Origin of the sequence: Streptomyces sp. NPDC056503, assembly GCF_042794995.1 — a bacterium.
Lineage (GTDB): Bacteria > Actinomycetota > Actinomycetes > Streptomycetales > Streptomycetaceae > Streptomyces.
Genome location: NZ_JBHTST010000040.1, coordinates 38,128 through 56,355 on the forward strand (window position 1 = coordinate 38,128; position 18,228 = coordinate 56,355).

17 protein-coding genes and 1 tRNA gene are annotated in these 18,228 nt (G+C 73.3%); 9 read left to right on the forward strand and 9 right to left on the reverse strand.

Annotation, left to right across the window (positions count from 1 at the left end):
* The first annotated feature begins 165 nt into the window (after positions 1-165).
* Positions 166-1,107 carry a class I SAM-dependent methyltransferase gene (locus ACFQ8C_RS14925; protein WP_383456660.1) on the forward strand — a complete coding sequence of 314 codons (942 nt, stop codon included), beginning with the start codon at positions 166-168 and terminating at the stop codon, positions 1,105-1,107.
* A 4-nt stretch (positions 1,108-1,111) separates the two neighbouring features.
* On the opposite strand, the gene ACFQ8C_RS14930 is transcribed toward ACFQ8C_RS14925, so the two are convergent.
* The 4 genes from ACFQ8C_RS14930 to ACFQ8C_RS14945 all read right to left on the reverse strand — a co-directional run bounded on the left by ACFQ8C_RS14930 (position 1,112) and on the right by ACFQ8C_RS14945 (position 5,736).
* Positions 1,112-1,558 carry an RICIN domain-containing protein gene (locus tag ACFQ8C_RS14930; protein WP_383456663.1) on the reverse strand — a complete coding sequence of 149 codons (447 nt, stop codon included), beginning with the start codon at positions 1,556-1,558 and terminating at the stop codon, positions 1,112-1,114.
* 41 nt (positions 1,559-1,599) lie between these two features.
* The gene (locus ACFQ8C_RS14935; protein ID WP_383456704.1) at positions 1,600-2,394 is read right to left on the reverse strand and encodes an aldo/keto reductase; all 795 of its coding nucleotides are present in this window, start codon (positions 2,392-2,394) and stop codon (positions 1,600-1,602) included.
* A gap of 188 nt (positions 2,395-2,582) precedes the next feature.
* On the reverse strand, positions 2,583-4,424 hold the full coding sequence (locus tag ACFQ8C_RS14940; RefSeq protein ID WP_383456665.1) for an AMP-dependent synthetase/ligase: 1,842 nt from the start codon (positions 4,422-4,424) through the stop codon (positions 2,583-2,585).
* A gap of 412 nt (positions 4,425-4,836) precedes the next feature.
* A complete protein-coding gene (locus tag ACFQ8C_RS14945; RefSeq protein ID WP_383456668.1) occupies positions 4,837-5,736 on the reverse strand; it encodes a LysR family transcriptional regulator in 900 nt (299 codons plus the stop codon).
* Between the two features lie 131 nt (positions 5,737-5,867).
* On the opposite strand from ACFQ8C_RS14945, the gene ACFQ8C_RS14950 reads away from it, so the two are divergent.
* Entirely contained in the window at positions 5,868-6,884 is a 1,017-nt protein-coding gene (locus ACFQ8C_RS14950; protein ID WP_383456670.1) for a bile acid:sodium symporter family protein, read from the forward strand.
* Between the two features lie 36 nt (positions 6,885-6,920).
* Here the strand turns inward: ACFQ8C_RS14950 and fdhD are convergent, their stop codons facing one another.
* Positions 6,921-7,748, reverse strand: coding sequence for a formate dehydrogenase accessory sulfurtransferase FdhD (fdhD, locus tag ACFQ8C_RS14955; RefSeq protein WP_383456672.1), 828 nt, complete (start codon positions 7,746-7,748; stop codon positions 6,921-6,923).
* A 219-nt stretch (positions 7,749-7,967) separates the two neighbouring features.
* Between fdhD and ACFQ8C_RS14960 the strand changes: the two genes are divergently transcribed.
* From ACFQ8C_RS14960 to ACFQ8C_RS14980, 5 genes are all read left to right on the forward strand, one after another.
* Positions 7,968-8,912, forward strand: a complete 945-nt coding sequence (locus tag ACFQ8C_RS14960) for a beta-ketoacyl-ACP synthase III (RefSeq protein ID WP_383456675.1) — start codon at positions 7,968-7,970, stop codon at positions 8,910-8,912.
* A gap of 113 nt (positions 8,913-9,025) precedes the next feature.
* Positions 9,026-9,661 carry a hypothetical protein gene (locus ACFQ8C_RS14965; protein WP_383456678.1) on the forward strand — a complete coding sequence of 212 codons (636 nt, stop codon included), beginning with the start codon at positions 9,026-9,028 and terminating at the stop codon, positions 9,659-9,661.
* A gap of 83 nt (positions 9,662-9,744) precedes the next feature.
* Complete coding sequence (locus ACFQ8C_RS14970; RefSeq protein ID WP_383456680.1) at positions 9,745-10,389, forward strand: class F sortase; 645 nt, start codon at positions 9,745-9,747, stop codon at positions 10,387-10,389.
* A gap of 286 nt (positions 10,390-10,675) precedes the next feature.
* A tRNA-Leu gene (locus ACFQ8C_RS14975) sits at positions 10,676-10,763 on the forward strand.
* Between the two features lie 82 nt (positions 10,764-10,845).
* The gene (locus tag ACFQ8C_RS14980; protein WP_383456683.1) at positions 10,846-11,757 is read left to right on the forward strand and encodes an RluA family pseudouridine synthase; all 912 of its coding nucleotides are present in this window, start codon (positions 10,846-10,848) and stop codon (positions 11,755-11,757) included.
* Here ACFQ8C_RS14980 and ACFQ8C_RS14985 read toward each other — a convergent pair.
* The 4 genes from ACFQ8C_RS14985 to ACFQ8C_RS15000 all read right to left on the reverse strand — a co-directional run bounded on the left by ACFQ8C_RS14985 (position 11,741) and on the right by ACFQ8C_RS15000 (position 15,952).
* A complete protein-coding gene (locus ACFQ8C_RS14985) occupies positions 11,741-12,370 on the reverse strand; it encodes an MBL fold metallo-hydrolase (RefSeq protein ID WP_383456685.1) in 630 nt (209 codons plus the stop codon). The genes ACFQ8C_RS14980 and ACFQ8C_RS14985 overlap by 17 nt on opposite strands.
* The gene (locus ACFQ8C_RS14990; RefSeq protein ID WP_383456688.1) at positions 12,370-13,455 is read right to left on the reverse strand and encodes an S-(hydroxymethyl)mycothiol dehydrogenase; all 1,086 of its coding nucleotides are present in this window, start codon (positions 13,453-13,455) and stop codon (positions 12,370-12,372) included. Before ACFQ8C_RS14990 ends, ACFQ8C_RS14985 begins: the two co-directional genes overlap by 1 nt.
* 130 nt (positions 13,456-13,585) lie before the next feature.
* The gene (locus ACFQ8C_RS14995; protein WP_383456691.1) at positions 13,586-15,043 is read right to left on the reverse strand and encodes an amino acid permease; all 1,458 of its coding nucleotides are present in this window, start codon (positions 15,041-15,043) and stop codon (positions 13,586-13,588) included.
* A 207-nt stretch (positions 15,044-15,250) separates the two neighbouring features.
* Positions 15,251-15,952 (reverse strand): FadR/GntR family transcriptional regulator, encoded by a 702-nt coding sequence (locus ACFQ8C_RS15000; RefSeq protein ID WP_383456693.1) that lies wholly within the window; start codon positions 15,950-15,952, stop codon positions 15,251-15,253.
* Positions 15,953-16,153: 201 nt separating this feature from the next.
* On the opposite strand from ACFQ8C_RS15000, the gene ACFQ8C_RS15005 reads away from it, so the two are divergent.
* Complete coding sequence (locus ACFQ8C_RS15005; protein WP_383456695.1) at positions 16,154-16,696, forward strand: gluconokinase; 543 nt, start codon at positions 16,154-16,156, stop codon at positions 16,694-16,696.
* A gap of 94 nt (positions 16,697-16,790) precedes the next feature.
* Complete coding sequence (locus ACFQ8C_RS15010) at positions 16,791-18,188, forward strand: gluconate:H+ symporter (RefSeq protein WP_383456698.1); 1,398 nt, start codon at positions 16,791-16,793, stop codon at positions 18,186-18,188.
* The last annotated feature ends 40 nt before the right edge of the window (positions 18,189-18,228 follow it).

Sequence of the window (18,228 nt, forward strand, 5' to 3'; positions counted from 1 at the left end):
GCTAACAGCCACCCCGCGCGAACTCCCGCGACTTTCTCCCCGCCCCGCCCGCCCGCGCCTTCCTTCGCCCCGCCCGCCCCCTCCCCGCTTCCACCGGACGACGACGCGTTTGCCGTACCGGCAACTTTTCTCGCGTTTCCGGCGGGGTCCGCGCAGGCTGGTGCCATGACCCAGCATCGCGAAACCCACCCGTCGCACGGCGGCGGCCACGCTCACGACCACGGACCGGGCCACGCCCACCACGGCCACTCCCACGGGCATGACACCGAGCTCGACTGGGGGCGGCTCGCGCCGCTTCTCGAGAGCCAGGCCGAGGTGGCCGGTGCCGCCTACCGGGAGGCGGCCGCCTGGCTCGGGACCCTCGTCCCCGCGAGCGGCGTCCGCCGGCTCCTCGACGTCGGCAGCGGGCCCGGCGTGATCACCGCCGTGCTCGCGGAGGCGTTTCCGTACGCCGAGGCCGTCGCCGTCGACGGCACCCCGGAGCTCCTGGAGCGGGCCCGGGCCCGCGCCGAGGCCCAGGGGCTCGGCGCCCGGGTCGCCACCCTGCGCGCCGAACTCCCGGAGGAGACCGGAAGCCTGGGCGAGGCCGACCTGCTGTGGGCCGGGAACTCGCTGCACCACATCGGCGACCAGGGCGCCGCGCTCGCCGACTTCGCGAAGCTGATCCGCCCGGGCGGCCTGGTCGCCCTCGTCGAGGGCGGGCTGGCCCCCCGTCACCTGCCCCGCGACATCGGCATCGGCCGCCCCGGCCTGGAGGCCCGGCTCGACGCGGAGCACGCCGACTGGTTCGCCCGGATGCGCGCCGAGCTGCCCGGCTCCACCCGCGAACCGGACGACTGGCGCGCCCTGTTCGTCGCCGCGGGCCTCACCCCGGCCGGCACCCGCACCTTCCTGGTGGACGTGCCCGCGCCGGTCCCGCAGGTCGTCCGCGAGCTCGCCGTCAGCCACTTCGAGCGGCTCCGCGAGGGACTCGGCGAGCACGTGGGCGCCGAGGACCGCGCCACTCTCGACCGGCTCCTCGACCCGGCCGACGAGCAGTCCCTGCACCACCGCACGGACCTCTTCCACCTGACGGCCCACACGGTCCACACCGCCCGCAAGGGCTGAACGCTCAGGAGGACGCCGGCTCCAGCCGCCACCACTGGAACGGCGAGTCGGTGTCCTCCCCCTGGCGTATGTCGGCGCCCTCGGCCGTCGAACCCGCCGCCACCTCCAGGAGCAGCCCGCTGACGAAGCTCACCAGCGTCACCGTCCCGGGCGACTGGAGGTCCTGCTCGATGATCCACTCCTGGGCGCCGAAGTTGTTCGCCCGCCACTGCTGGATGGGCGCGCCGGGCTCCGTGGAGGCGTTCACGACGTCGAGCCGCTTCCCGCTCCCCGCGTTGACCAGGTGGTAGAGCCCGCCGCCGTTCGGCACCGCGGACACCTGCCACCGCTGCCCGGGCGCGTCCGTCGCGGCGCCCTGCTGCACCTTCGCGCCGGCGCGCCGCGATCCCGCGTAGACCTCCAGGACCAGGCCGCTGCCCACGTTCCGCAGCCGGTACAGCCCGTCCGGCACGGGGGTGGGGCCCCCGTGCGCCCTCCCCTCCACCGCGGGCCTCAGGCGCCCGCGTTGAACTCGGCCGGGTTCGGCCCGAGGCGACGGCCCTCGTCGAGCGCGGCGATCGCGGCCATGTCCTCCGCGTCCAGCTCGAAGTCGAAGACGTCGATGTTCTCGCGGATGCGGGACGGGGTCACCGACTTCGGGATGACGACGTTGCCCACCTGGAGGTGCCAGCGGAGCACCACCTGGGCGGGAGTCCGGTCGTGCTTGTGGCCGACGGCGACGAGCGCCGGGACGTCGAGCAGCCCCCGGCCCTGGCCCAGCGGCGACCAGGCCTCCGTGGCGATGCCGAGCCGGGCGTGCAGCGCGCGGGACTCGGCCTGCGCCAGCTGCGGGTGCAGCTCGATCTGGTTCACCGCCGGCACCACGCCGGTCTCGGCGGTCAGCCGCTCCAGGTGCTCGGGGAGGAAGTTGGAGACGCCGATCGCCTTGGCGCGGCCCTCGCCGAGGATCTTCTCGAAGGCCCGGTAGGTGTCGACGTACGCGTCCTTGGCGGGCACCGGCCAGTGGATCAGGTACAGGTCGACGTAGTCGAGGCCGAGCCGCTCCAGGGAGGTGTCGAAGGCCCGCAGGGTGGAGTCGTGCCCCTGGTCGCCGTTCCACAGCTTGGTGGTGACGAAGAGCTCCTCGCGGGCGACCCCGGAGGCGGCCAGGGCCTTGCCGGTGCCCCGCTCGTTCTCGTAGATCGCCGCCGTGTCGATGGAGCGGTACCCCGCCTCCAGCGCGGTGGCCACCGCCTTCTCCGCCTCGCCGTCCGGCACCTGCCAGACGCCGAAGCCGAGCTGCGGCATCGCCACGCCGTTGTTCAGGATGACCGTCGGGACCTTGCTGTCCGTGCTCACGTGGGATGGATCCTTACGTCGTCGTGCGTGTTCGTGCCTCGTACCGGGACGGCCGCGTGGACGCCCGCCCCATGGCTCCAACGATCACCCGCCCCGCATCATTCCGGCCGCCGCGCCACGGCCGCGCGACGGCTCCGTCAGCCGTACAGCGCCGCGACCTCCGCCGCGTACGCCCGCTCGATCGCCTTCCGCTTCAGCTTCAGGGACGGGGTGAGCAGCCCGTGCTCCTCGCTGAACGGCTGGGCCAGGATGCGGAAGGTGCGGATCGACTCGGCCTGCGACACCAGCGTGTTCGCGGCCACCACTCCGCGCCGGATCTCCGTCTCCAGGTCCGGATCGCGGACCAGCTCGGCGGGGGAGAGCGGCGGCCGGCCCTGGATGGCGAGCCAGTGGTCCACCGCCTCCTGGTCCAGGGTGACCAGGGCCGCGATGTACGGGCGGTCGTTGCCGACGACCAGACACTGGGCGATCAGCGGGTGCGCCCGCACCCGCTCCTCCAGACCGGTCGGCGCCACGCTCTTGCCGCCGGAGGTCACCAGGATCTCCTTCTTCCGCCCGGTGATCGTCAGATAGCCCTCGGCGTCGAGCGCGCCCAGGTCGCCGGTGGCGAGCCAGCCGTCGTTCAGGACGGCCGAGGTGGCGGCCGGGTCGCCCAGGTAGCCGGCGAAGACCTGGCCGCCGTGGATCCACACCTCGCCGTCCTCCGCGATGTGCACGGTCGTGCCCGGCACCGGTCGGCCCACCGTGCCGTACCGGACCCGCCCGGGAGGGTTCGCGGTCGCCGCGGCCGTCGACTCCGTCAGGCCGTACCCCTCGAAGACGGTGACGCCGGCGCCCGCGAAGAAGAGCCCGGTCCGCCGGTCCATCGCCGAACCGCCCGACATCGCGTACCTGATCCGCCCGCCGAGCGCCTCGCGGACCCTGGCGTACACCGTCTTGTCGAAGAACTGGTGCTGCACCCGCAGCGCCGCCGACGGGCCGGGGCCGAGCCCGAAGGCCTTCTGCTCCAGCGCCTCCGCGTACTTCACGGCGGCGTCCACGGCCTTGTCGAACACGCCGGCGCGGCCGTCCGCCTCGGCCCTGCGGCGGGCCGCGTCGAAGATCTTCTCGAAGACGTACGGCACGGCCAGGACGAAGCTCGGCCGGAAGGAGACCAGGTCGGGCAGGAGCGCCGAGGCGGTCATCGACGGCTGGTGTCCCAGCTTCACCCCGCCCCGGACGGCCGCGACCTCCACCATCCGCCCGAAGACGTGGGCGAGCGGCAGGAAGAGCAGGGTGGACGCCTGGTCGCCGGGGCGCGAGCGGAAGACCGGCTCCCAGCCGGCGAGGAGGGCGTCGGTCTCGGCCATGAAGTGGCCGTGGTGGAGCACGCAGCCCTTGGGGCGGCCGGTGGTGCCCGAGGTGTAGATGACGGTCGCCACCGAATCGGGGGTCACCGCCCGCCGGTGCCGGTGCACCACGTCCGCCTCGATGCCCTCCCCGGCGGCGGTCAGCTCGGCGACCGCCCCCGGCCCCGCGTCCTCGCCGGGGTCGAGCTGCCAGAGCCGCTGGAGCCGGGGCAGCCGGTCCACGACGGACCCGATGGTCATGGCGTGGTCCTCGTGCTCGACCACACAGGCGGTGACCTCGGCGTCGTACAGCATCCAGTGGACCTGCTCGGCGGAGGAGGTCGGGTAGACCGGCACGGACTGGGCGCCGAGCGTCCACAGCGCGAAGTCGAAGAGCGTCCACTCGTAGCGGGTACGGGACATGACGGCGACCCGGTCGCCGAACCGGACCCCGTGCGCGACCAGCCCCTTCGCCAGGGCCAGCACCTCGTCCCGGAACCGCGCGCAGGTGACGTCCTCCCAGGCCCCGTCCGGCGTCACGCGCCCGAAGGCGATCGCGTCGGGGGTCTCGGCGGCGCGGGCGAAGACGGCGTCCGCGAGGCCGCCGCTGAGCGGGGGCGCCTCGACGGGCGGCACGGTGAACTCACGCACGGGGCCTGCTCCTCCCTCGACGGCTCGGTGGCTGAAAGGGGCCGCTGTGTGGGCTGCGGCGCCGTGACGGTACCCCACCCGGCGGGGCTGCGGCAGGACCTTCACCAAGCCGCGACATTCCCCGTTCCTACAGGTCAGGGCAGGTGAGGAGGCAAGTGACCGGCGGAAGGGGGTGGTTGCGTACCGTCCGGTAGGTCCGCGCGCCCCGAAGTCTCCACGGAATCTGTACCGCCCGCGCACGCCACCGTGACCGGCCGGTACCGGCCGGAGGCGGACACCCCCCGGCAGGCCGGTGCCGGAAGGAGGTGCTCGCCCCCGGCAGGCCGGTGCCGGAAGGGGGTGGTCACACCCCGGCAGGCCGGTGCCGGAAGGGGGTGCTCACCCCCCGGCGGCCCCCGCCGGAAGGAGGCGGTCACATTCCGGCCGCCGGCCGCTCGCCCGGGCGCCGCAGGCCGTCGCCGCCCTCCAGGATCGCCTCCGCCAGCGCGTCCGCGGCCTCCTGGGCCGCCCCGCCGCGCCGGCCGTGCCGCAGCACGAAGTCCACCTCGCCCAGCTCCGGCAGCCCCGACCTGGCCGGTACGGGGACGAGCCCGGGCGGCACCAGGCCGCGCGTGTGGGCCATCACGCCGAGCCCCGCGCGGGCCGCCGCCACGTTGGCGCTCAGGCTGGAACTCGTACAGGCGATCCGCCAGGCCCGGCCCTCCGCCTCCAGGGCGGCCAGCGCCCGGGCGCGGGTGATGCCCGGCGGCGGGTAGACGATCAGCGGCACCGGCCGCTCCGGGTCGAGCCGCAGCCCCGGCGCGCCGATCCACACCAGCGCGTCGCGCCAGACCAGGACCCCGCCCCCGGCGTCGCCGTCCGCCTCGGCGTCCCGCTTGGCCAGGATCAGATCGAGCCGGCCCGCCGCCAGCCGTGCCTGGAGGGTCCCCGACAGCTCGACGGTCAGTTCCAGATCCACCTCGGGGTGGGCGCGCCGGAAGGACTCCAGGATCTCCGGCAGCCGGGTCGCCACGAAGTCCTCCGAGGCGCCGAACCGGAGCCGGCCGCGCAGCCGCGTCCCGGCGAAGAAGGCCGCGGCCCGCTCGTTCGCCCGGAGGATCGTGCGGGCGAAGCCGAGCATCGTCTCCCCGTCCCCGGTCAGCTCCACGCTGTGGGTGTCCCGGACGAAGAGCGGCCGCCCGGCCGCCTCCTCCAGGCGCCGCACGTGCTGGCTGACGGTCGACTGGCGCAGCCCGAGGCGGTCGGCGGCCCGGGTGAAGGAGAGCGTCTGGGCGACGGCGAGGAAGGTGCGCAACTGGGCGGGCTCGTACACGGCCCGACGTTATCGCGGATCGTGATGACAGTCAGTGCGCTGTGCGGGATTCCCGATGACCGCCCCGTGGACCAGTATGGAAGCCACGCGGACCCCGCACCTTCCCCCTCGACCCGTCGCCAAGTGGAGCCATGAACCGACGCCCCCTCCTGCCTTCCTGGCTGCCCGTCGACGGCTACGTCCTCGCCTTGCTCGGCACCGTCGGCCTCGCCGCCCTGCTGCCCGCCTCCGGCGCGGCCGCCACCGTCGCGGAGTCCGCCGCCACGGCCGTCGTCGCGCTCCTCTTCTTCCTCTACGGCGCCCGGCTCTCCACCCGCGAGGCGCTCCACGGCCTGCGGCACTGGCGGCTCCACCTCACCGTCCTCGGCTGCACCTTCCTCGTCTTCCCGCTGCTCGGCCTCGCCGCGCGCGGCCTGGTGCCGGAGGTCCTCACCCCCCAGCTGTACAGCGGCTTCCTCTTCCTCTGCCTGGTCCCCTCGACCATCCAGTCCTCGATCGCCTTCACCTCGATGGCCAGGGGCAACGTCCCGGCCGCGATCTGCGCCGGCTCCTTCTCCTCGCTCGCCGGGATCGTGCTGACCCCGCTGCTCGCGGCCGCCCTGCTCGGCGGCGGCACCGGCGGTACCAGCGGCTTCTCCGCCGACTCCGTCCTCGGGATCGTCCTCCAGCTCCTGGTCCCCTTCCTCCTCGGACAGGCGCTGCGCCCCTGGGTGGGCGGCTTCCTCGTCCGCCACAGGCAGGTCCTCGGGTACGTCGACCGGGGATCGATCCTCCTCGTCGTCTACACCGCCTTCAGCCAGGGCGTGGTCGCCGGGATCTGGCACCTGGTGACCCCCGGCCGGCTCGCCCTCCTCCTCGCCGCCGAGGCCGTCCTCCTCGCCCTGATGCTGACGCTGACCTGGTACGGCGCGGGCCGCCTCGGCTTCGACCGGGCCGACCGGATCGCCATCCAGTTCGCCGGCTCCAAGAAGAGCCTCGCCGCGGGTCTGCCCATGGCGAGCGTCCTCTTCGGCGCGCACGCCTCGCTCGCCGTCCTCCCCCTGATGCTCTTCCACCAGATGCAGCTCATGGTCTGCGCGGCCCTCGCCAGGCGCCGGGCCCGGGCCCCGATCCCCGCCACGCCGTCCCCCGAGCCCTCCCTGCCCTGACCCCGGGATCCGGAGCCGGCGGCGGCCCGGGCCGGGTCAGAGGGCGATCCGGTGCTCGCCCGCGTAGACGTTCATGTCCGCCCCGCGCAGGAAGCCGACCAGCGTCAGCCCCGTCTCCGCCGCCAGGTCGACCGCGAGCGAGGACGGCGCGGAGACCGCCGCGAGCACCGGGATCCCCGCCATCACCGCCTTCTGCGCCAGCTCGAAGGAGGCCCGCCCCGACACCAGCAGCACCGCCCGGTCCAGCGGCAGCAGGTCCTCCCGCAGCGCCCGTCCGACCAGCTTGTCCACCGCGTTGTGCCGGCCCACGTCCTCCCGTACGTCGAGCAGCTCGCCGTCCTCCGAGAAGAGCGCCGCCGCGTGCAGCCCGCCCGTCGTGTCGAAGACCTTCTGCGCCGCCCGCAGCCGCTCCGGCAGCCGGGACAGGAACGCGGGGGAGACCCGTACCGGCGGGGTGTCGGCGATCGGGAAACGGGCGGTCGTGCGCACCGCGTCCAGGCTCGCCTTGCCGCACAGCCCGCACGACGAGGTCGTGTAGACGTTCCGCTCCAGCGTGATGTCGGGGACGACGACCTCGGGCGCCAGCCTCACGTCCACCACGTTGTACGTGTTGGTCCCGTCCTCCTTCGCCCCCGCGCAGTACACGATGGACCGCACGTCGGCGGCGGCGCCGAGCACCCCCTCGCTGACCAGGAAGCCCGCCGCCAGCGCGAAGTCGTCGCCCGGCGTCCGCATGGTGATCGCGAGCGGCTTGCCGTTCAGCCGGATCTCCAGCGGCTCCTCCGCCACCAGCGTGTCCGGCCGCGCGCTCACCGCACCGCCCCGGATCCGTGTGACCCGCCGTCGTTCGGTGACCCGTCCCATCCCCGCCGCCTTCGATTCTTCCGGTGATCCTGCCCCTGACCGTGTCATTCTCCGACACCCCCTACCACCCCGCCGGATCCGGTGCGCCGACTGCCCCCTTGTCACGGTCGGCCAAGCGACCCGGGGGAATCTTGGTGGTTTACGTCACCTGTTACCCATCAGTCGCTGGCAAGACTGGGTGGTTCCTGCCGCTGAACGAACCATCGAGGGGGTCCCGGGATGACGGGCACTCGCATCGCCGCGCTCGGGCACTACCAGCCCGCCAAGGTACTGACCAACCACGACCTGGCCGAGCTGGTCGACACGAGCGACGAGTGGATCCTCAGCCGGGTCGGCATCCGCACGCGGCACATGGCCGGCCCCGAGGAGCCGGTCGACGAGCTCGCCGCGCACGCCGCGGGCAAGGCCCTCGCCGCCGCCGGCCTCGCCCCCGGCGACATCGACTACGTCATCGTCGCCACCTCCACGGCGATCGACCGCTCGCCCAACACGGCCGCCCGGGTCGCCGCCCGCCTCGGCATGGGCTCGCCCGCGACCCTCGACCTCAACGTGGTCTGCGCCGGCTTCACCCACGCGCTCGCCACCGCCGACCACGCGGTCCGCGCCGGAGCCGCCCGCCGCGCCCTGGTCATCGGCGCCGACAAGATGACCGGCATCACCGACTGGACCGACCGCACCACCTGCGTGCTCACCGGCGACGGCGCCGGCGCCGTGATCGTCGAGGCCACCGAGACCGACACCGGCGCCATCGGCCCCGTCCTGTGGGGATCGGTCCCCGAGATGGGCCACGCCGTCCGCATCGAGGGCACCCCTCCGCGCTTCGCCCAGGAGGGCCAGAGCGTCTACCGCTGGGCCACCCAGAAGCTCCCGGCCCTCGCCCGCGAGGTCTGCGCCCGCTCCGGCATCGCCCCCGAGGACCTCGCCGGCGTCGTCCTCCACCAGGCGAACCTGCGGATCATCGAACCGCTCGCCGCGAAGATCGGCGCCGTCAACGCGATCGTCGCCCGGGACGTCGTCGACTCCGGCAACACCTCCGCCGCCTCCGTGCCGCTCGCCCTCGCCAAGCTGGTCGAGCGCGGCGAGCTCCCCTCCGGTGCCCCCGTCCTCCTCTTCGGCTTCGGAGGCAACCTCTCCTACGCCGGCCAGGTCGTCCGACTGCCCTGATCCGCCCCGTTCGGCGGAGCGCGAGGGGGAGCCCGGTGGCGGCGTCCCCCGGGCGCGCCTAGCTTCGATCGCGGTGGGGGCGTCCGTGCCCCCGCCGCGAACCGGAGGACCGCATGCGCGCGACACGTACCGCTTCCGCCGCCCTGCTCGTCACCGCGGCCGTGGCACTGTCCGCTCCGGCGGCCTCCGCCGGCGACGGCATCGACACCGGCCTCGACACCGGCATCGGCATCGATACCGGTGTCGGCCTCGACACCGACACCGACACCGGCCTCGGCCTCGGCCTCGACACCGGCATCACCTCGTTCGGCTTCTCCGTCACGCCCAGGACCGTAGCCCCCGGCGGCACCGTGACCCTGACCTCCGACGGCTGCGAGGCGCCGTCCGTGACCGTCACGTCGGGGATCTTCGACACCGTGACGCTCGCCGAGGGCCGGCCCGGCCGAGCGACCGTCGACCTCGACGCCCAGACCGGCGCCGAGTACGAGATCGCCTTCGACTGCAAGGGCGAGCGCGGGACCACCACCCTGACCGTGGCCCACGGCACCACACCCCCGCCGCCGCCCGCACCGGTCACCCCGGTGAAGCCGATGCCCCCGCATAAGGGCGTCAAGGCGGGCTTCGGCAGCTCCACCGGCTCCGACGCGCTCGGCGTCGCCGAACTGGCCACCGGCGCCGTCCTCATCGCCGCGGCCACGGGCGCCGCCATCGCCCTCACCCGCCGCCGCAGACGCGGCGGCCGCCCCTGAGACGGCCCCTCCGCCCCGGTGTGACGAGGTCCGGGGCGGAGGGGCGACCACACGACGCACCCGAGCGGAGGAGGCCCGAGGCGGTGGAGAACGCGTACGGCGGGCGCGGGGCCTGGGGCGTCGCCGCGATCCTCCTCCTCGTCGGCGTCCACCTCGTCCGCGGCGGTACGCAGCAGCTCACCGCCGCCGGCCCGCCCCGGCCCCTCGCGGCCGCCGCCCCGGCCCCGGCCGCGCCCCCGCCACCGGCCCGCGCGGGCCTCCCGGCCTCGGCCCCCCTCGCCGTCGCCATCCCCGCGCTCGGCGTCGACGCCCCGCTCACCCGGGTCGGCCTGGACGCGGACGGCTGGCTGGAGGCCCCGCCGCCGGAGCACCCCGACCGGGCCGGCTGGTACGCGGGCTCGGTCACCCCCGGCGAACCCGGCACCGCCGTCGTCGTCGGCCACGTCGACACCCCCGCCGGCCCGGCCGTCTTCCACTCCCTCGGCGCGCTCACCCGGGGCCGCACCGTCGAGATCCACCGCGCCGACGGCACCACGGCCGTCTTCACCGTCCACGCCGTCGAACTGCTCCCCAAGGACGGCTTCCCCGCCGAACGCGTCTACGCCTCCACCGGTGCCCCCGAACTCCGCGTGATCACCTGCGGCGGCACCTACACCCGCGCCACCGGCTACACCGGCAACGTCGTCGTCTCCGCCCGCCTCACCGCCCTCCGCGGACCCGACGCATGACCTGACGTATTCCGGACACGGGCTGGCCTGGACCAACCCCCCAGGGCCATCGTGGTCCCCGGAGCGGGCGTCGGGGGGCGCCAGGCTCCCGGCCGCCACGGCGGCATCCCCGGGGATGGGCGGTCCCCGTGCGCCCGGTCGTGACCGGGGGGTCCACCGGCGCACGGGACCGCCCCCTCCCACACCCACGACTGACCACGGAAAACGCCGGTGAAAGCCCCCGCGAACCCCTGGTAGAGTTGTCCATGTCGCCGCGGGGAACACCCGCGACAACGACACACACCCTGTCCGGGTGGCGGAATGGCAGACGCGCTAGCTTGAGGTGCTAGTGCCCTTTATCGGGCGTGGGGGTTCAAGTCCCCCCTCGGACACCAGAAGAAGTCCCGGTCGAGTTCACTCGGCCGGGACTTCGTCGTATGCGGGCGAGGGCGAGGCGGAGCGGTGCGGAGGAAGAGGGTGCCGGCGGCTCCGCTGCCGCAGCGGGACGGGATCGACGCCGTGCGGCTCCGGCTGCCGGACGATCCGGAGGGGGCCTGGCCGACCGTGGGCGCGTACCTGCTCGGGCGGTACGGGACGGCGGTCGGCGCGGAGCGGATCGGCGCGATGCTGGACGCGGGGCGGTTCGTCGGGGCCGACGGGCGGGCGGCGGCGGCCTCGGAGCCGTACGAGCCGGGGCGGTGGCTCTGGTTCCACCGGGATCTTCCCGCCGAGGAGCGGGTGCCGTTCGAGGTCGGTGTGGTGTACCGGGACGAGCGGATCCTGGTGGCGGACAAGCCGCACTTCCTGGCGACGACCCCGCGCGGGCGGCACGTGACCCAGACGGCGGTGGCGCGGCTGCGGGCGGAGCTGGAGCTGCCGCGGCTCCAGCCGGCGCACCGGCTGGACCGGCTGACGGCGGGTCTGGTGCTGTTCGTGGTGCGCCCGGAGGACCGGGGGGCGTACCAGCTGCTCTTCAAGGAGCGGCGGGTGCGCAAGGAGTACGAGGCGGTGGCGGCGTACGACCCCGGGGTGGAGCTGCCGGTGACGGTGCGGAGCCGGATCGAGAAGGAGCGGGGGGTGCTGGCCGCCCGGGAGGTGCCGGGCGAGCCGAACGCGGTGAGCCGGATCGAGCTGGTGGAGCGGCTCGGGGGGGTCGGGAGGTACCGGCTGCTGCCGGAGACCGGGAAGACGCACCAGCTGCGGGTCCACATGAACGCGCTGGGGCTGCCGATCCTGGACGATCCGCTCTATCCGGTGGTGCGTGAGGACGGGCCGGAGGACTACCGGCGGCCGCTGCGGCTGCTGGCGCGGGCGCTGGAGTTCGCCGACCCGTTCACGGGCGAGGAGAGGCGGTTCGTGAGCCGCCTCTCGCTCAGTGACCCCGAGTGATCCACTCCTGAAGGTGCGGGGCTTCCGCGCCGATCGTGGTGGAGTCGCCGTGGCCGGTGCGGACGACCGTCTCCGGCGGGAGGGTCAGCAGCTTCCCGCGGATCGACTCGACGATCGTGGGGAAGTCCGAGAAGGACCGCCCGGTGGCACCGGGGCCGCCCTGGAAGAGGGTGTCGCCGGTGAAGACGGTGCCCAGGTCGGGGGCGTGCAGGCAGATCGCTCCGGGAGCGTGGCCGGGGGTGTGGAGGACCTTCAGGTCGGTGCCGGCGATGGTGAGGACCTGTCCGTCGGCGAGTTCGCCGTCGGGGCTGTGGTCGGGGTGGGTGAGCTTCCACAGCGGCTGGTCGGCGGGGTGGAGCAGGATGCGGGCGCCGGTGGCGGCGGCGAGCGCGGGGGCCGCGCCGACGTGGTCGTCGTGGGCGTGGGTGCAGACGATGGCGCGCAGGGCGCGGCCGTCGAGGGCTTCGAGGATGGCGTCGGCGTCGTGGGCCGCGTCGATGACGATGGCCTCGGTGTCGTCGCCGACGATCCAGACGTTGTTGTCGACGTCCCAGGTGGAGCCGTCGAGGCTGAAGGTGCCGGAGGTGACCAGGTGGTCGATGCGGGCGCTCATCACAGCACCACCACCGAGCGGAGGACGTCGCCCTCGTGCATGCGCTCGAAGGCCTTCTCGACCTCGTCGAGGGCGATCGTCTCGGTGACGAAGGCGCCGAGGTCGATGCGGCCCTGCCGGTGCAGGTCGATGAGCATCGGGAAGTCGCGGGAGGGCAGGCAGTCGCCGTACCAGGAGGACTTGAGGGAGCCGCCGCGGCCGAAGACGTCGAGCAGGGGGAGTTCGAGCCGCATCTCGGGGGTGGGGACGCCGACCAGGACGACGGTGCCGGCGAGGTCGCGGGCGTAGAACGCCTGCTGGTACGTCTCGGGGCGGCCGACGGCCTCGATGACCACGTCGGCGCCGAAGCCGCCGGTGAGCTCGCGGATCGCCTCGACGGGGTCGGCGGTGCGGGAGTCGACGGTGTCGGTGGCTCCCATCTCCTTCGCCTTGGCCAGTTTTCGCTCGTCGACGTCGACGGCGATGATCTTCGAGGCGCCGGCGAGGCGGGAACCGACGATGGCGGCGTCGCCGACGCCGCCGCAGCCGATGACGGCGACGGTGTCGCCGCGGGAGACGTTGCCGGTGTTGATCGCGGCGCCGATGCCGGCCATCACGCCGCAGCCGAGGAGGCCGGCGATCTCGGGGGCGACGGCCCGGTCGACCTTGGTGCACTGGCCCGCGGCGACGAGGGTCTTCTCGGCGAAGGCTCCGATGCCGAGGGCCGGGGAGAGCTCGGTGCCGTCGAGGAGCGTCATCCTCTGCTTGGCGTTGTGGGTGTCGAAGCAGTACCAGGGGCGGCCGCGGAGGCAGGCGCGGCACTGGCCGCAGACGGCCCGCCAGTTGAGGATCACGTAGTCGCCGGGGGCGACGTCGGTGACGCCCTCGCCGACCGACTCCACGGTGCCCGCGGCCTCGTGGCCGAGGAGGAAGGGGAAGTCGTCGTTGATCCCGCCCTGCTTGTAGTGCAGATCGGTGTGGCAGACACCGCAGGCCTCGACGCGGACGACGGCCTCGCCGGGGCCCGGGTCGGGGACGACGACGGTCTCGATCCGCACCGGCTCGTTGCGGCCGGGGGCGATGACGCCCCGTACGTGCTGTGGCATCGCTGACTTCCCTTCAGAGGATCTTGTAAGCCTCCTGCGTACCACTATCTCCCGATAAAAGGCGAGACCCCCGCAGGCCGTGCCTGCGGGGGTCCGCCGCTCCCGTGGGGGGAGTCCTGGGGGATGCGGCTCAGTCCTGCCGCGCCGTGGTCTCCCTGACCCGGCCGCGGACCAGGAACCAGCCGCCGACGAGCGCCGCGGCGATCAGCGGCAGGCAGTTCACGGTGGTGCGGCTGATGCCGCCGTCCATCCACATGAGGACGAGGACGGAGCCGAGGAAGACCAGGGTCACGATCTGGGTGTACGGGGCCCAGGGCAGCCGGTAGGCGGGCCGGACGAGGCGGCCCTGCTCGGCGCGGCGGACGAAGAGCAGCGAGCAGACCATGATCATGGCCCAGGTGCCGATGATGCCGATGGAGGCGAAGTTGAGGACCAGCTCGAAGGCGTCCTCGGGCATCCTGGCGTTGAGGGCGACGCCGACGACGCCGAAGCCCGCGGTGAGCAGGATGCCGCCGTAGGGCACGCCGCCCTTGTTCATGACGCCGGTGAACTTCGGGGCGGAGCCGGCCAGCGACATGGAGCGCAGGATGCGGCCGGTGGAGTACAGGCCGGAGTTGAGGCTGGAGAGGGCGGCGGTGAGCACCACGAGGTTCATCACGCCGGCGGCGCCGGGGATGCCCAGCTTGTCGAAGACGGTGACGAAGGGGCTCTGGTCGCCGGAGTAGGCGGTGTACGGGAGGATCAGCGCGAGCAGGACGACCGAGCCGACGTAGAAGAGGCCGACGCGCCACATGATCGAGTTGATCGCCTTCGGCATGATCTTCTCGGGGTTCTCGGTCTCGCCGGCGGCGACGCCGCAGAGCTCGACGGAGGCGTAGGCGAAGACGACGCCCTGGATGAGCAGGAGCATCGGCATCATGCCGTTGGGGAAGATGCCGCCGTTGTCGGTGATGTTGGCGAGGCCCGGGGTGGAGCCGCCGACGTCGTGCGAGGTCACGATGAGGAAGATGCCGACGAGCATGAAGGCGACGAGCGCGGCGACCTTGACGATCGCGAACCAGAACTCCATCTCGCCGAAGTACCTCACCGAGATGAGGTTGGCGGCGAGGACGACCGCGAGGGCGACCAGGGCGAGGAGCCACTGGGGGACGTCGCTGAACATCGACCAGAAGTGGGCGTAGGTGGCCGCGGCGGTGATGTCGGCGACGGCGGTGGTCGACCAGTTGAGGAAGTAGAGCCAGCCGGCCGTGTAGGCGCCCTTCTCGCCCATGAACTCACGGGCGTAGGAGACGAAGGCGCCGGAGGACGGACGGTAGAGCACCAGCTCGCCCAGGGCCCGGACCACGAAGAAGGCGAAGACGCCGCAGACCGCGTACGCGATGAAGAGCGAGGGGCCGGCGCTGGCCATCCGGCCGCCGGCGCCGAGGAAGAGCCCGGTACCGATGGCGCCGCCGATGGCGATCATGTTGATGTGCCGGGACTTGAGGTCCTTGCGGTATCCGGCGTCGCCGGCGTCGACGTGGGGGGAGGCGGGCGTGTTCGCCGGTGCGGCGGACAGCGGCTCGGCCGCGGTGACGCGGTCACTCATGGAGTTGTTCGCCTTCGTGAGGGGGTGGGGGCTGTGCGGTACCCGGCCGTGCCCCGGGGTCCCTTCGTGGGGGCCACCCCTGCACGGCCAGCCGACATCCTCACGGCAAGGCCCGCTCACTGACTGTGAGCGAATTCACTGAACGCCCGGATTTGAGCTAGTTCAGAGCTTACGCAGCGCTGTACGCCGTACGGCGGACGGGCGCCGTCAGGGGGCCAGGACGTCCAGCTCCTTGAGCGCGCCGACGGCGATCTCGCGAGTCAGCGCCTCCGCGCGGGCCGCGTCCCGCTCCCTCACCGCCTCGGCGACCTGGACGTGGAGGGTGACGGCGGCCGGGTCGGGGTCCTCGAACATCACGTGGTGGTGGGTGCGGCCGGTGAGGACCTCGGCGACGACGTCCCCGAGGCGGGCGAACATCTCGTTCCCCGAGGCGTCGAGGACGATCCGGTGGAAGGCGACGTCGTGGACGAGGTACCCCTCCAGCTGCCGGCCGCGCGAGGTGGCGACCATGCCGAGCGCCTGCTCGGTGAGCTCGCGGCACTGGGCCGGGGTGGCGTTCAGGGCGGCGAGGCCGGCCGCGACGGGCTCGACGGCGGAGCGCAGCACGGTGAGGGAGCGGAGCTGGCGGGGGCGGTCGGCGCCGGCGAGGCGCCAGCGGATGACCTGGGGGTCGTAGACGTTCCAGCTCTCGGTGGGCAGGACCGTGACGCCGACCCGGCGGCGCGACTCCACCAGGTGCATCGACTCCAGGACGCGGACGACCTCGCGGACGACGGTCCGGGAGACGTCGAAGCCCTGGGCGAGCTCGTCGGTGCGCAGCACCGTGCCGGGCGGGTGCTCCCCCGCGGTGATGGCCAGGCCCAGGGTGGCGAGCACGTGCGAGTGAAGCCCCTGGGCCGATGTCGTCATGGGGCTCAGCCTATGCGCGGCCGGGCCGGTGATCACACCGGCGAGCGGGCCGGGACGCGGCGGGGACGCCCTGGGGAATTAAAAGTACGACTTTTATGTCACAGACTCTTGAATACGTCGTACTCAATGGGTTTCATGAGCGCGACGGATCGATGTCGCGAAGACAGCACCGATGTCGAAGAAGACAGCGAGGCACCCCCCATGAGCTCCACCCCCCACCCCGCCGCTCCCCCGGTCGTCGTCGTCATGGGCGTCGCCGGGACGGGCAAGACCACGATCGGCCCGCTGGTGGCGGCCGCCCTCGGCCTGCCGTACGCGGAGGGCGACGACTTCCACCCGGCCGCCAACGTGGCCAAGATGTCGGCCGGCGTCCCGCTGGACGACGCCGACCGGGAGCCGTGGCTCGACGCCATCGGCGCCTGGGCGCACGACCGGGCCGGGCTCGGCGGGGTCGTCAGCAGCTCCGCGCTGAAGCGGGTCTACCGGGACCGGCTGCGCGCCGCCGCCCCCGGGATCGTCTTCCTCCATCTCACCGGCGACCGGGAGCTGATCGAGGGCCGGATGGCGGCGCGCAAGGGGCACTTCATGCCCACCGCGCTGCTCGACTCCCAGTTCGCCACCCTCCAGCCGCTGGAGGAGGACGAGGCCGGCGTCGCCGTCGACGTCTCCGGGACGCCGGAGGAGATCACCGCCCGGGCGGTGGCCGCGCTGCGGGCCTTCGACCGGCCCGTGCCGCTCTTCTGATCCGTTCCCGCGCTCCCCCCTTTCCGTTCCCCCTCCTCCCCTCCCCTCGTCTCCCCCTCTTCCTGCCTCTCCCCCGACCCCCAAGGGACCCACCGTGACCAGTCTCAGCGTCGAGATGCTGGCAGCGGACGCCGCCGAACCGATCACCTCGGCGGGCAACGCACAGCTGGGCATCGCCGTTCTCGCCGGCATCGCCGTCATCGTCCTGCTCATCACCAAGTTCAAGCTGCACGCGTTCCTGGCGCTGACCATCGGCTCGCTCGCCCTCGGCGCGTTCGCCGGAGCGCCGCTCGCGGACACCATCAAGTCCTTCAGCACCGGGCTCGGCAACACCGTCGCCGGCGTGGGCGTGCTGATCGCGCTCGGCGCGATCCTCGGCAAGCTGCTCGCCGACTCGGGCGGCGCCGACCAGATCGTCGACACGATCCTCGCGAAGGCCGGCAGGCGGACCATGCCGTGGGCGATGGTCCTCATCGCCTCCGTGATCGGTCTGCCGCTCTTCTTCGAGGTCGGCATCGTGCTGCTGATCCCGGTCGTCCTGATGGTCGCCAAGCGGGGCAACTACTCCCTGATGCGGATCGGCATCCCGGCCCTCGCCGGCCTGTCCGTGATGCACGGGCTCATCCCGCCGCACCCCGGCCCGCTCGTCGCGATCGACGCCGTCGGCGCCAACCTGGGCGTCACCCTCGCCCTCGGCCTGGTCGTCGCCGTCCCGACCGTGATCATCGCGGGCCCGGTCTTCTCCCGGTACGCGGCCCGCTGGGTGGACATCCAGGCGCCCGAGCACATGATCCCGGCGCGCCCCTCCGAGGACCTGGAGAAGCGCCCCGGCTTCGGCGTCACCGTCGCCACCGTGATGCTGCCGGTCGTGCTGATGCTGGTGAAGGCGCTCGTCGACATCGTGGTCGACGACCCCGAGAACGCCGTGCAGAAGGTCACCGACGTCATCGGCTCGCCACTGATCGCGCTGCTCGCCGCCGTCATAGTGGCGCTGTTCACCCTCGGCCGCGCCGCCGGCTTCTCCAAGGAGCGGCTGTCCTCGACGGTCGACAAGTCCCTCGCCCCCATCGCGGGCGTGCTGCTGATCGTCGGCGCGGGCGGCGGCTTCAAGCAGACCCTGATCGACATCGGCGTCGGCCAGATGATCCTGGAATTCTCCGAGAACTGGTCGATCCCGGCCCTGCTCCTGGCCTGGCTGATCGCCGTCGCCATCCGGCTCGCGACGGGCTCCGCCACGGTCGCGACGATCTCGGCGGCGGGCCTGGTGGCCCCGCTGGCCGAGGGCATGTCGACCGGTGAGACGGCGCTCCTGGTGCTCGCGATCGGTGCCGGCTCGCTCTTCTTCAGCCACGTCAACGACGCCGGTTTCTGGCTGGTGAAGGAGTACTTCGGCATGAACGTCGGCCAGACGATCAAGACCTGGTCGGTGATGGAGACCATCATCTCGGTGGTGGCCCTGGTGTTCGTGCTGCTGCTGTCGCTGTTGGTGTAGCGCCGGTGGTGCCGCGACGAGGCCCCGGACCTCCCCTGGA